Consider the following 12,036-nt stretch of genomic DNA (forward strand, 5'->3'; position numbering starts at 1 on the left):
GCTACGATCGCGGACATGGGAATCGATCGAAAACGCGGCCGGGACGTGCACGGAATCGCCGACATCGCGCCGGAATCGGTGCTGCTGGCCGGGGCCGGCAGGGCGATCCTGCTGCAGCTCGCCCACCCCGCGGTCGGGCATGGCGTCGCCCGCCACAGCGACTTCGCGCGCGACCCCATGAAACGCTTCCACGGCACCCTTCGCTACATCTACTCGCTCACCAACGGCACGCCGGAGCAGGCGGCGGCGGCGCGGGCCTGGGTGGACGGGGCGCACAAGCCCGTGCGGTCCGCCGCGGCCGCCGACGGCAGCCACCCCGCCTACGACGCCCGCGACCCCAGCCTGCAGCTATGGGTCGCCGCAACGCTCTACGACTCGGCGGCCGCCGTCCGCGACGCGGTCCTCCCACCGCTGACTCCCGACGCGGCCGAGGCGCAATACCGGGACTACGCGGTTCTCGGCACGGCGCTGCAGATGCCCGAGGGCGCGTGGCCGGCCACACGGGCGGAGTTCGCCGCCTACATGGCCGGGATGCTCCAGACCCTGCGGGTGGACGACGCCGTCGCCTCGGTGGCGCGCGAACTGCTGGCGGCCCACAGCGCGCCGGCCTGGGCCCGCGCGCTGATGCCCCTTGCCCGGCTGTTGACCGCCGGGCTGCTGACGCCTGAGCTGCGCGCCGCGTTCGGCCTTCCCTGGTCGGCGCGGCGGGACCGCGCCTTCCGGACGGTCATGGCCGCGACCGCCGTCATCTACCCCCGCCTGCCGCAGGCCGTCCGGCACGCGCCGATGCGGTACTACCTGCGAACTCCCTGACGCGCGGGCGCCCGCGCAACGGGGCGGGACGCCACGCTAGGCGAGCCGCACCCGGGACCGCCAGAGCAGCCAGATGAAGTACGGGGTGCCGACCAGCGCCGTCATGATGCCCGCCGGGATCTGGGCGGGCGCGATCACGGTCCGGCCGATGGTGTCCGCCAGCACCACGGTGCACGCCCCGAGCAGCGCGGCGACGGGCAGGACGCGCGAGTGCCGGGCGCCCACCAGGGTGCGTGCCGCGTGCGGGGCCACCAGCCCCACGAAGGCGATCACGCCGACCGACGAGACGGCGCCCGCCGTCAGCACCACCGCGGTGGCCAGCAGCAGGAGCCGGGAGCCGGACAGCGGGATCCCGAGCACGCGCGGCGAATCGTCGTCCACGGCCAGCAGGTCCAGGTCGCGCCGCATCCCGGCCAGGACGGGGAGGGCCAGCACGACGGCCACGATCAGCGGGGCGACGGACGCGAACGTGCGCCCGTAGGTGGAGCCCGAGAGCCACGTCAGGGCCTTCGTCTGGTTGTAGGGGTCGGTGGTCACCAGCAGGACGGCGACCGCCGCCGCCAGTCCCGCCGACACGCCGATGCCGATCAGCACCAGCCTGTTCTGCTGTAGCCCTCCGCGCAGCGCCAGCCCGAAGACCAGTGCCGCGGTGAGCGCCGCGCCCGCGAGGGCCGCCGCCGTCACGAGCCACGACCCGGCCATCGGGACCATCGTGATGACCAGGACCGCCGCCAGTCCGCCGCCGCCGGAGACGCCCAGAAGCCCCGGTTCCGCCAGCGAGTTCCGGGACACGGCCTGGACCAGCGCGCCGGCCAGGGCCAGCGCCGCGCCGGCCAGGACGGCCGCGGCGACGCGCGGCATGCGGGTGTTCAGGACGGCCGTCACGGTGCCCCCGGAGCGGCCGGTGATCCAGTTCAGCAGGTCGCCGAGCAGCAGTTTGGCGTCGCCGAGCAGGGCGCCCGCGACGACGAGTCCGGCCAGCAGCAACAGCAGGCCGATCAGGGCAAAAAAGAACGCCCCCCGCGAGCGCAGCCGCGCCAGCGCGTCGCCGGCGGAGCTGAGCCCGGCATCGGTCATGCGCATGGCCAGCAGCACCAGGAACACCGCGCCGACGACGGTGGTGACGGCTCCCGTGGGCACCTCGACGCCGGCGCGTGCCCCGAGGGCCACACGGACGACGACGTCGGAGCCCACCACAACGACCGCCCCGACCAGGCCGGACACGGGGAGCAGCGCCCGGTGCCGGGCGAGTCCCCGGACGCGCGGGGCCAGCAGGCGCACGATGGCCGGCGCGCACAGCCCCACAAAGCCGATCGGCCCGGCGATGGTCACCGCGCACGCGGCCAGCAGCACGGCCAGCACAAAGGCGATCAGGCGTGCCACGCGGGGATCGGCGCCGGCCAGCCGGGACGCGTCGTCGCCCAGGCCCAGCAGGTCCAGCCGCCGCGAGGCTAGGACCAGTCCGGCGATGGCCAGCAGGATGATGGGGGCGAACTCCGCCAGTTCCCGCGGGTTGGTCTGCGCGATGCTTCCGCTGCCCCACGCGAACAGCCCCGTGGTCTCCTGGCTGAAGAGCAGTAACAGCGCGCTGGTGACGGACGCCAGGCCCAGGGCCAGCGCCGTGCCCGCCAACACCAGGCGGATGGGGCCGGTGACCCCCCTCGCGCCCCCTCCGGAGAGGGCCAGCACCAGCCCGGCCGCCGCGAGTCCGCCGACGAACGCCAGGCCTCCGGACAGTAGCGAGGGAAGGCCGATGCCGAACGCCGCGACCGCCACGATGGCGAGGTGCGCGCCGGCGTCGACCGCCAGCGTGTCCGGCGACGCCAGGACGTTGCGCGTCGCGGACTGGAGCGCCGCGCCGGCCACCCCGAGGGTGACGCCGACCAGGGCGCCCGCGGCCAGCCGCGGCACGCGCGACTCCAGCAGCACGGCCGCCTGCTGTTCGGTGCCGTTGCCGAACAGCACGCCCAGCAGGTCTGCCACGCCGACGGCGGCCGTGCCTTGGGTGACGTGCACCAGCGCCAGGACGAACAGGATGCCGACGGTGCCGGCCACGACCCCCGCAACGCCCAGACGCCCGCGGGCGGGGAGCGTCGGAAGGGTCGCCGTCGCGGCCGCGCCATCCCTCGTCGCCGTATTGCTCATGTGTTCCTACCCTCGCTGCCCGTCAGCTGCCGTTTGCCGTCCGGTATCCGGACTACTTGGCCAGGGCCTGGACGAGGGCGTCCACGTACTGGGTCATCGAGGCCGGGCCGCCGAACATCCAGATGCCGTCGGCCAGGCGGTGCACGTTGCCGGACTCGACGAACGGCAGTGACTTCCACACTGCGTTGTCGGCTAGGGAGTCGGTGAAGTCGCCGTCGGCCTCGTTGGTGATGTAGACGAAGTGCTCGGCATCGACCGTGGTGAGTCCTTCGACGTCGGTCGAGGCGAGTCCGTAGGCCGGGTCGCCCTCCATGTCCCACGCGGAGACGAGACCGAGCTCGGTGTTGATGTCCGTCAGGAGCGCGCCCTCAACGAACGGGCGGATGGAGACCTGGCCGTCGGCGACCCATCCGTCGGCGAAGGCCACGCGGGATCCCTCCAGCCCCGCGTCCCACAGGGCGGTCTTGCCCTTGGCCACGGCGTCGTCGAACGTGGCCAGGACCTCGTCGGCCTTGGCCTCCGTGCCGGTGGCCTCCGCGATGAGCGTGAGGTTTTCCTCGGCCTTGGCAATCTGGCCGGAGGCGTCCGCGGACTCGACGACCACCACGGGGGCAAGGTCCTCGAGCTGTGCGATGGCGGCCTCGGGGAGGTCGCTCGTCGCGACGATCAGGTCGGCGTCCAAGGTGGCCACGGTGTCCAGGCTGGGCTCGCCGCGCGTGCCGATGTCGGTGACGCCCTGGTCCAGTTCGCCGGCGGTGACCCAGGCCACGTAACCCTTCACGTCGGCCACGCCGACCGGCATCACGCCGAGGGTCACCAGGTTTTCGACGACATTCCATTCCGTGCCGACCACGCGGGTCGCCGGGCCGTCGAGTTCGATCTCCTTGCCCCGCGAATCCGTCACGGTGATCTTTTCGGCGGCCGCCGTGGTCTGTGCCGCGGGCTCCTCCGTGGTGCCGCAGCCGGTGAGCAGGAGGGCCATGACCGCGACGGCGGCGAGGGAACGGGTCTTCATGATTTTCAAGGTGTCCTTTCGGGTTGGGCGTGCGCGCGTTCGCTGTGCCTGCCGACCGCGCGGGTGCGCAGCAGGCCGGTGAACGGGTCGGTGTGGGTAACGATGGGGATCGAGTAGACGTCGCTGAGCAGTTCCGCCGTCAGGGCCTCCGCGGGAGGGCCGGAGGCCGCCACGCGGCCGGCGGAGAGGACAACAACGTGGTCGGCCACGGCGGCCGCCTCGTCGAGATCGTGCAGGACCAGACCGACGGCGATGCCGTGTTCGCGGGCGAGCTCGTGCACAAGGTCCAGGACCTCGACCTTGTACCGCAGGTCCAGGTGGTTGGTGGGCTCGTCGAGCAGCAGGACCGAGGTGTCCTGGGCCAGGCAGCTGGCCAGCCAAACCCGCTGCAGCTGCCCACCGGAAAGCTCGTGGACGCCCCGGCGGGCGAGGTCGCCGACCCCGGTCAGGAACATGGCGTGGTCCACGGCCCGGGTCCCGTCCGGGTCGGCGGCGCGCCAGCGCCCACGGTAGGGGTGGCGTCCGAACTCGACGACGTCTCGCACGCTGAGTCCGTGGGGCACCGCGCGGCTCTGCGACAGCAGCGTCACGTGCTTGGCGAAGTCGGCGCGCCTCATCAGGAGGGCATCCTGCTCCGGTGCGCCGTCCTCGCGGACCGTCACCGAGCCTTCGGACACGTCGTGGAGGCAGGCCAGGGCGCGAAGCAGTGTGGACTTGCCGCTGCCGTTCGGGCCCACCAGTGCGACGATCCGCCCGGGCTCCAGCCGGACGTCGGCGCCGTGCACCACCTGTTTGCGGCCGTAGCGCAGCACAACGTGGCCCGCCTCGATGCCTGCCTTCGGTCTTTGCTCAATCACGAGCCAAACATTAGCCTAGCCTTACCTAATTCAGCGATTTGCGTCTAACCTATTCGGGGGCACGTGCGAAAAGTGCCGGACGGGCCCAGGAACCACACAACGGATGGACCGATGACCGCCAATTTTCTGATCGGCCTGCGAGAGGGCCTCGAAGCAGTGCTCATCGTGGTCCTGTTGCTCGCATACCTCACCAAGACCGGGCGGACGGCACTGCTGCCGCGCATCTACGGCGGCATCGCGGCAGCGGTCCTTGTTTCCCTCGGCTTCGGTGCGCTGCTGACCTTCGGCCCGCGCGGCTTGACCTTCGAGGCGCAGGAAATGATCGGCGGCGGGCTGTCGATCGTCGCGGTCGGGTTCGTGACCTGGATGGTGTTCTGGATGGCGAAGGCATCCCGTTCCCTAGCCGCCGATCTCCGGGGCAAGGTCGACGGCGTGGCGGACGGGCCCGCCTGGGGCCTGGTGCTGGTCGCCGCGCTGGCCGTCGGGCGGGAGGGGCTGGAGACCGCACTGTTCATCTGGGCTGCAACACGCGCCACCGGCGAGACCTGGGAGCCGTTGCTCGGCGCCCTCTTGGGCATCCTCGCGGCCGTGGCGCTCGGCGTGCTCCTGCACAAGGGTGCCGTGAGAATCAACCTCTCCAAGTTCTTTGCGTGGACCGGAGCGGCCCTGATCGTCGTGGCCGGGGGCGTGCTGGCCTACGGCATCCACGACCTGCAGGAGGCCGGCGCGCTGCCGGGCCTGCACAACCTCGCGTTCGACGTCTCCCACGTGGTCGCCCCGGGCGGATGGATCGCGACACTGCTCAAGGGCGTCTTCAACTTCTCTCCCGCCACCACGTGGCTCGAGGCGGCCGCGTGGGTCCTCTACGTCGTCCCCGTGATGTTCCTCTACCTCCGGCGGATCAGGCGCGGGCACACCGACGCCAAGAGCCTCCCCGTCCCCTCGCGCGGCGCCGCCGCCTGACCCGCCGGCTGACCCGCCGGCGGAGCCGAGCCGGGCACCACGCCGATTACCCCACACCGGACCCCCACACGGCCGGACCGCTCCACGAAGGAACCACCATGAAGACCAGAATCCTCGCCCCCGCGGCCGTCCTGGCCGCCGCCACGCTGGCGCTGACGGGCTGCACCGACAACACGCAGGCCGCCGGCGACGGCGCCATCGACGTCGTCAGCACAGCGGACGCCTGCACCGTCGCCACGGACACCACCCCGGGCGGCACGCTCAAGTTCAACGTCAGGAACGACGGCGAACAGGTCACCGAGTTTTATCTCCTCGCCGAGGACGGCCTGCGCATCGTCGGGGAAGTGGAGAACATCGGCCCGGGCCTGACCCGAGACCTCGTGGTCATCGCCCCCGAGGGCAGCTACTTCACCGCCTGCAAGCCCGGCATGGTCGGCGACGGCATCCGCAGCGGCTTCACGGTCACGGCGGCACCCGCCGGGGAGACGGTCTCGGCGGACCGCGCCGCGCTGCAGGAGACCGCCACCGGGCAGTACGCGGCGTACGTCAAGGACCAGACGGAACAACTGGTCGACGGGACCGCGGCATTCGCGGCGGCGTTCGCCGCGGGCGACGCCGATCGGGCGCGGGAGCTGTACGCGCAGGAGCGCATGCACTGGGAGCGCATCGAGCCCGTCGCCGAGTCCTTCGGCGACCTCGACCCGATGCTCGACGCGCGCGAGGCCGACCTCGAGCCGGGACAGGAATGGACCGGCTGGCACCGCGCCGAAAAGGACCTCTGGCCGCAGGCCGCGGGCTACACGGCGATGACCGACGCCGAGCGGACGGTCCTCGCCGACCAGATGGTCGCCGACACGGACGAGCTCTACGAACGCACCCGGGAACTGACCTACACCGCGGACAAGCTGGCCAACGGCGCCAAGGAACTCCTGGACGAGGTGGCCACGGGCAAGGTCACCGGCGAGGAGGAGGCCTGGTCCCACACGGACCTGTGGGACTTCCAGGCCAACCTGGAGGGCGCCGAAATCGCCTACGAGGTCCTGCGCCCGCTGCTGGCCGGGGTCGAGGACGAGCTCGACGCCTCGCTCGAGACGAACTTCGCCGAGTTGCAGTCGCTGCTCGACCTGTACAAGGACGGGGACGGGTTCGTCTACTACGACGAGCTGGAGCGGGCGCAGGTCCGCGAACTCAGCGCCGCCGTCGACTCGCTCAGCGAGCCGCTTTCCAAGCTGACCGCGGCGGTGGTGAAGTAGCCATGAACGCGGAACGGGACACGGGGACCACCCCGGAGGCCCGCGCCGACGGCGGCACGGAGGGGCGCCCCCGCTTGAGTCGTCGGGGACTGCTCGCGGCCGCCGGCGCGGGCGGGATCGGCATCGCCGCCGGCGCGCTCGGCCACGCAGCGGTGGCCGGCGAACGCGCGAACCGGGCGGCGTCCGACGTCGTTCCCGTCCACGGCGAACACCAGGCGGGCATCGCGACCGAGGCCCAGGACCGGATGCACATCGCCGCGTTCGACGTGACGGCGACCGACCGTGCGGAGATGGTCTCCCTGCTCCGCGATTGGACGGCCGCGATCGAGGACATGGCGGCCGGCCGGGAAATCGGCCAGGGCGGCGCCACTGGCGGGCACTACGCCGCTCCGCCGGAGGACACGGGCGAGGCGATCGGCCTGTCCGCCAGCCACCTGACCGTGACGCTGGGCTTCGGGCGGACGCTCTTCGAGCGCGACGGCGAGGACCGGTTCGGGCTGGCGGAACGGCTTCCGGACGCGCTGGCCGATCTTCCGCACTTCCCCGGGGACGCGTTGGAGGAAGCGCGCTGCGGGGGAGACCTGGTGGTCCAGGCGTGCGCCGACGATCCGCAAGTCGCGGTGCACGCGGTGCGGAACCTGGCACGGATCGGATTCGGGCGGGCGCGGGTGCGGTGGTCGCAGATCGGCTTCGGCCGGACGTCGTCGACCTCCCGGAGCCAGACCACGCCACGCAACCTCTTCGGCTTCAAGGACGGCACGGCCAACCTAAAGAACGAGGAGCGGGAGGCCCTCGACCAACACGTCTGGGTCTCCGGACAGACGGCCGGGGCGGCGTGGATGAACGGCGGGACCTACATGGTGGCCCGGCGCATCCGCATGCACATCGAAACCTGGGACAGGACGCCGCTGGGGGAGCAGGAGAACATCCTCGGCCGCACCAAGCGCGAGGGAGCGCCGCTCTCCGGCGGCACGGAATTCAGCGAGCCGGACTTCGGCGTGGAGGGCAGCGCCGGGCCGCTGGTCGCCGCCGACTCCCACGTGGCCATAGCTCACCCCTCTGCCAACGACGGGGTCAAGATGCTGCGCCGAGGGTTCAACTACACGGACGGCTCCGACGGGCTGGGCCGGCTCGACGCCGGCCTGTTCTTCATCGCGTTTGTTGTGGACCCGCGCACGCACTACGTGCCGATGCAGACGGCCATGGCGAAGGTGGACCTGCTCTCCGAGTACATCCGGCACACCGGATCCGGCCTTTTCGCCGTCCCCCCGGGAGTGCAAGCCGGGGGGTACATCGGCCAGCAACTGCTTGAGGCCTAGGGGTTCCGGGACACCAAGGTATTTCCAACCTTGGGCGGAGAGGATCTTCCTGTCTCCGGAAAAAAGGTGAGCTGGCCCGCCGCTCGTGAGGTCCGGAGACGGTCCGAGCCCACGGACCGATCCGGTCCTCCCATCCCAAGTGAGGGGGCCGAACACGGACCGGGCCGGCCTCCGCGCCAAATCGGAGGCCGGTCCGGTTCCCGTGCCTGCGGGTCCCCGGGGCCGCGATCCTCCGAGCCCCCACCCTTGGCCCAGACCATTCCCAAGCGTTGGCGCACCCCCCCAATTAGGGGGGTGCATCCCCCAATCGGGGCTTATCCGCCCGCCGCGCGGCGCGGAACATGGAGGGACTTGGACGAGGGGGAATCATGAACAAGGCCTTGGGGGCGCGCGACGGGGACGCGATCGCGCCGGACTCGAAACTGACGGTTAGGATCATCGGCACGCTCGACGTTCGCCGCGGCGGGGAGCGGCTGGATTCGCGCGCGCTGGGCGGCCCGAAGTGCCGGCAAGTCCTGGAGATACTTCTGCTGCACCTGGGGCGTCCCGTCTCAAAGTCGCTGCTCATCGATCTCCTGTGGGACGGCAAGCCGCCACACGCCGCCTTGGCCACCTTGGAGAGCTACGTCAGCGTCCTTCGCCGGCGGCTCCAGCCGGGCATGGGGAAGTCCGGTCCCCTGAAGACGACCACCGGTGGCTACCTGGTGGACAGGGATTGGGTGGACCTGGACCTGGACCGCTTCGAAGCCCTGGTGCGGGCCGCCGAGCACTTGGAGCCGTGCCGCACCTACGCGTTGCTGTGCGAAGCGCTGGAACTGGCCACGGCGCCGCTGCTCGGCGACGAATTCCTGCAGGGATGGGCGGAGAACGAACGCGCATTCCACGCCTCGCGTGTTCGCGGCGCTCGCGTGCTGGCCGCCGAGACGGCGCTGCGGCTAGGCAAGACCGACGAGGCAATCGGTTGGGCGCATTCCGCGCTGGCCACGGAGGCGCTGGACGAGTCCGCGTGGACGGTCCTGGTCCTGTCGCTCGAGCAGTCCGGACATCCGATCGAGGGCCTGCGCACCTACGAAAACTGCCGGCGTCTGCTGGACCAGGAGCTGGGCTGCGCGCCGGGGCCGCTGTTGCGGGACGCCCAGGCGCGCATGCTGCGATCCACCGCGGACGGCGCCAGCGAGTTCGGCGAAGTCCTCGCCGCGCTCCTGACCCTCCAGCAGCGCATCGGCGGACCCGGCACGGCGGCCACGTTGGCGGCGGGTCCCTGCGCCCCCGCGCGGGACAGCTGCGAGGCCGCCGGCACGGTGGTCCGGCGCTATCTGCGGAGGGCGCTCGCGGTCGCCTAGGAGTGCGTCCAGGCCCATCCACGACGTTTGTCAAAAATCGGTGTAACCCTTTGCGGGCCGGCGCCCCCTGTGGATACTGAACGCACGCGGTGCGGGGCGATGGGACCTCACACCGGTTGCGGAACGGCGGATGGGGGGCACGTGTGACGATCGGGGACCCGGCAGCCGAGCCGGTGCTGCCGGCAAGCATTCTGGTCGTCGACGACCATACGACCTTTGCGGAGCTTCTGACCCGCGCGCTCGCCAGGGAGAGCGATCTGGACAGCCTGGGCATAGCCGCCACGGTTGAAGACGGCGTCCGCCAGAGCCTTGAACTGCGGCCGGACATCGTGGTGATGGACTACCACCTCCCGGACGGCAACGGGTTGGACGCCGCCGAACGCATTCTGGCCGTTCGCCCTGAAACGCGCATCGTGATGTTGACGGGGAACCCCAGCCCGGAGGCACTGGAGCGCGCCGCGGGGCTCGGCGTCTGCGGCTTCCTCCCCAAGGACGGATCCCTCTCGACGATGCTGGAGACCCTTCGCCGGGCACGCAGCGGCGCGATGGTGGTCGATCCGGCCCTGCTGGCGCAGGCCCGCACCAGGGCCGACCGGAAGGAGCGGGGCGGCGTGGCGCTGACGCAGCGCGAACGGGAAGTGCTGGGACTGATGACCCGCGGCGGGGACGTGCGCACCAACGCCAAGAGCCTGGGCATATCGGCCCACACCTGCCGGGGGCACGTCAAGGCCATACTGTCCAAGCTGGGCGCCCGCTCGCAGCTCGAGGCCGTTGCCATTGCCACGAAGTCAGGGCTCTTGCGGCCCGTCCATGACACGTAAGACGGACGGACGCGACGACGCTGGTGCCGCGGCCGCCGCGGGAAAAGACCGCGAGCCTCCCGCCGACCAATGCAGCGGCGTCGCGCATGATCCGCAACCCCAGACGCCCGTCGCGCGGGGTCGTGCCCTGGGGGAATCCGGCGCCGTCGTCGCGCACCGTCATCACCACCCGGTGTCCGGTCCGCACCACCGAAACGTCCACGGAGCGCGCCCCTGCGTGCAGCGAGACGTTCGACAGTGCTTCCCTCGCCACACGGTAGAGGAACAGCGAGTGCGCCGCGTCCAGCGGCAACGGATCCTGAATCCTGAGGGAGGCGGACACGTTGCCCGCGGTCAGGGGATCCGTCAGGCGGGCGAGGACCTCGGGTAGCCCCAACCCGTGAATGTCCGGGTAGTGCAGGGTTCCGGCGAGTTGGCGGAGCGTTCCGAGAGTGTTTCCACCGTGGCACCTTCCAGGCGTGGGGACGGGCGGGCGTCAGCCGGAGTGGTGGCCGGTGCCGAGGGACAGCCGCGTGGCGCCCGGGCCGGAGAGGAACAACTCGATGGCCCGGTCGGGGATGTCGAACACGAGGGTCGCCTCGAAGACCTCGCCCTGCTCGGGGTCGGCGTGGGCGGGAGAGGCCCACAGCGCCGCGGGGGCCTGCGCGCCCACGTAGCCGACCCGGTAGTCGGCGGCGCTGAACCCCAGACCGTCCGGATCCAGGGCGGTCAGTTCGAGGAGGATGCGGACGCGGTGCGCCCCGGCGGGGACCGGTGCTGCCAGCGCCGCCGCGCCGCCGTCCGGCGCCCAGTCGTCCGATTCCAGCGGGATGATGCCGTTGATCCGCGCCAGGCCACCGTCCACGGCGCCCGAGGCGCCCAGCATGGTCGCCGGGGGTGCCCCGTTCCTTGTGGCGGCGGTGCCGAGCACAACGCCGGCAACCAGCAGCAGCACGATCAGCGGTATCGCCCAGCGCAACCGCGCGGCGCGCTGGGCCGGTCGTAGGGCCGGCCCGCGGTGGGCCGGTGCGGGAATCCTGTCGACGAGCGTGTTCATGGACCAATCCTCCGGCCCGCACCATGGGGAAACCCTGACACGGGCCGGCCGCGGATCCGCGGCCGGCCCGTGCGCAGTTCACGTCGCGGTGATGGGGATGGCACGCCGGAAGAGGACCTCCTTCGTGATCCAGTGCAGGAGGTCGACCGTGAGCGTGTACTTGCCCGCCCGCGGTGGCCTGAGCAGCATGTCGTAGCGTTCCGCGGCCCCAAAATTCAGCCGGCTGGTCTCCAACCGGCCGTTGTCTGTCAGGTAGGACGGCCTGGCCGGACCGTTGGGGTCGTTGGTGTCCCGGAACGGCCTACCGTCGTGGGAGATGAGCTCCCCCATCCGGACCGGCTGGCCCGAGGCGTCGGTGAAATTCGCGTCCACGGCGGGTTATGCGGACGTTATGCGGCCGGCCCGTCCCCGCCCCGGCGGCGCCGCACAGGGTCCGGATCCGAACGCCGGTGGCCGGTCCCGCCGCACGAT

Annotated in this window: 12 protein-coding genes; 6 read left to right on the top strand and 6 right to left on the bottom strand. The window is 71.6% G+C overall.

What is annotated here, in order from left to right:
* The first annotated feature begins 15 nt into the window (after positions 1 to 15).
* The gene (locus AC3ZJJ_RS16610; RefSeq protein WP_489892925.1) at positions 16 to 813 is read left to right on the top strand and encodes an oxygenase MpaB family protein; all 798 of its coding nucleotides are present in this window, start codon (positions 16 to 18) and stop codon (positions 811 to 813) included.
* Between the two features lie 36 nt (positions 814 to 849).
* Here AC3ZJJ_RS16610 and AC3ZJJ_RS16615 read toward each other — a convergent pair whose 3' ends face one another.
* From AC3ZJJ_RS16615 to AC3ZJJ_RS16625, 3 genes are read right to left on the bottom strand one after another with little or no spacing between them, the layout of a single operon-like run.
* Positions 850 to 2,958, bottom strand: a complete 2,109-nt coding sequence (locus AC3ZJJ_RS16615) for an iron ABC transporter permease (protein ID WP_489892926.1) — start codon at positions 2,956 to 2,958, stop codon at positions 850 to 852.
* Positions 2,959 to 3,010: 52 nt separating this feature from the next.
* Positions 3,011 to 3,973, bottom strand: a complete 963-nt coding sequence (locus AC3ZJJ_RS16620) for an ABC transporter substrate-binding protein (RefSeq protein WP_489892927.1) — start codon at positions 3,971 to 3,973, stop codon at positions 3,011 to 3,013.
* A 5-nt stretch (positions 3,974 to 3,978) separates the two neighbouring features.
* Positions 3,979 to 4,830, bottom strand: a complete 852-nt coding sequence (locus tag AC3ZJJ_RS16625) for an ABC transporter ATP-binding protein (RefSeq protein ID WP_489892928.1) — start codon at positions 4,828 to 4,830, stop codon at positions 3,979 to 3,981.
* A gap of 111 nt (positions 4,831 to 4,941) precedes the next feature.
* Between AC3ZJJ_RS16625 and efeU the strand changes: the two genes are divergently transcribed.
* The 5 genes from efeU to AC3ZJJ_RS16650 all read left to right on the top strand — a co-directional run bounded on the left by efeU (position 4,942) and on the right by AC3ZJJ_RS16650 (position 10,529).
* Complete coding sequence (gene efeU / locus AC3ZJJ_RS16630; RefSeq protein WP_489892929.1) at positions 4,942 to 5,793, top strand: iron uptake transporter permease EfeU; 852 nt, start codon at positions 4,942 to 4,944, stop codon at positions 5,791 to 5,793.
* 98 nt (positions 5,794 to 5,891) lie between these two features.
* Complete coding sequence (gene efeO, locus AC3ZJJ_RS16635; protein ID WP_489892930.1) at positions 5,892 to 7,046, top strand: iron uptake system protein EfeO; 1,155 nt, start codon at positions 5,892 to 5,894, stop codon at positions 7,044 to 7,046.
* Between the two features lie 2 nt (positions 7,047 to 7,048).
* Positions 7,049 to 8,365 (top strand): iron uptake transporter deferrochelatase/peroxidase subunit, encoded by a 1,317-nt coding sequence (gene efeB, locus AC3ZJJ_RS16640; RefSeq protein WP_489892931.1) that lies wholly within the window; start codon positions 7,049 to 7,051, stop codon positions 8,363 to 8,365.
* 368 nt (positions 8,366 to 8,733) lie between these two features.
* The gene (locus tag AC3ZJJ_RS16645; RefSeq protein ID WP_489892932.1) at positions 8,734 to 9,708 is read left to right on the top strand and encodes an AfsR/SARP family transcriptional regulator; all 975 of its coding nucleotides are present in this window, start codon (positions 8,734 to 8,736) and stop codon (positions 9,706 to 9,708) included.
* Positions 9,709 to 9,851: 143 nt separating this feature from the next.
* Positions 9,852 to 10,529 (top strand): response regulator, encoded by a 678-nt coding sequence (locus tag AC3ZJJ_RS16650; protein WP_489892933.1) that lies wholly within the window; start codon positions 9,852 to 9,854, stop codon positions 10,527 to 10,529.
* Here the strand turns inward: AC3ZJJ_RS16650 and AC3ZJJ_RS16655 are convergent.
* The 3 genes from AC3ZJJ_RS16655 to AC3ZJJ_RS16665 all read right to left on the bottom strand — a co-directional run bounded on the left by AC3ZJJ_RS16655 (position 10,432) and on the right by AC3ZJJ_RS16665 (position 11,937).
* Positions 10,432 to 10,851, bottom strand: coding sequence for a sensor histidine kinase (locus AC3ZJJ_RS16655; RefSeq protein WP_489895883.1), 420 nt, complete (start codon positions 10,849 to 10,851; stop codon positions 10,432 to 10,434). The two genes, AC3ZJJ_RS16650 and AC3ZJJ_RS16655, sit on opposite strands and share 98 nt — an antisense overlap.
* 153 nt (positions 10,852 to 11,004) lie before the next feature.
* Positions 11,005 to 11,565: a hypothetical protein gene (locus AC3ZJJ_RS16660; RefSeq protein ID WP_489892934.1), complete on the bottom strand. Its 561-nt coding sequence runs from the start codon at positions 11,563 to 11,565 to the stop codon at positions 11,005 to 11,007.
* Positions 11,566 to 11,643: 78 nt separating this feature from the next.
* Positions 11,644 to 11,937 (bottom strand): hypothetical protein, encoded by a 294-nt coding sequence (locus tag AC3ZJJ_RS16665; RefSeq protein WP_489892935.1) that lies wholly within the window; start codon positions 11,935 to 11,937, stop codon positions 11,644 to 11,646.
* Between the last annotated feature and the right edge of the window lie 99 nt (positions 11,938 to 12,036).

This window comes from Arthrobacter sp. AOP29-A2-19, from assembly GCF_058138025.1.

Bases quoted from the DNA above. Each gene is read 5' to 3' on its own strand.
- AC3ZJJ_RS16610 (WP_489892925.1), top strand. From the start codon at position 16: ATGGGAATCGATCGAAAACGCGGCCGGGACGTGCACGGAATCGCCGAC.
- AC3ZJJ_RS16615 (WP_489892926.1), bottom strand. From the start codon at position 2,958: ATGAGCAATACGGCGACGAGGGATGGCGCGGCCGCGACGGCGACCCTT.
- AC3ZJJ_RS16620 (WP_489892927.1), bottom strand. From the start codon at position 3,973: ATGAAGACCCGTTCCCTCGCCGCCGTCGCGGTCATGGCCCTCCTGCTC.
- efeU (WP_489892929.1), top strand. From the start codon at position 4,942: ATGACCGCCAATTTTCTGATCGGCCTGCGAGAGGGCCTCGAAGCAGTG.
- efeO (WP_489892930.1), top strand. From the start codon at position 5,892: ATGAAGACCAGAATCCTCGCCCCCGCGGCCGTCCTGGCCGCCGCCACG.
- efeB (WP_489892931.1), top strand. From the start codon at position 7,049: ATGAACGCGGAACGGGACACGGGGACCACCCCGGAGGCCCGCGCCGAC.
- AC3ZJJ_RS16645 (WP_489892932.1), top strand. From the start codon at position 8,734: ATGAACAAGGCCTTGGGGGCGCGCGACGGGGACGCGATCGCGCCGGAC.
- AC3ZJJ_RS16660 (WP_489892934.1), bottom strand. From the start codon at position 11,565: ATGAACACGCTCGTCGACAGGATTCCCGCACCGGCCCACCGCGGGCCG.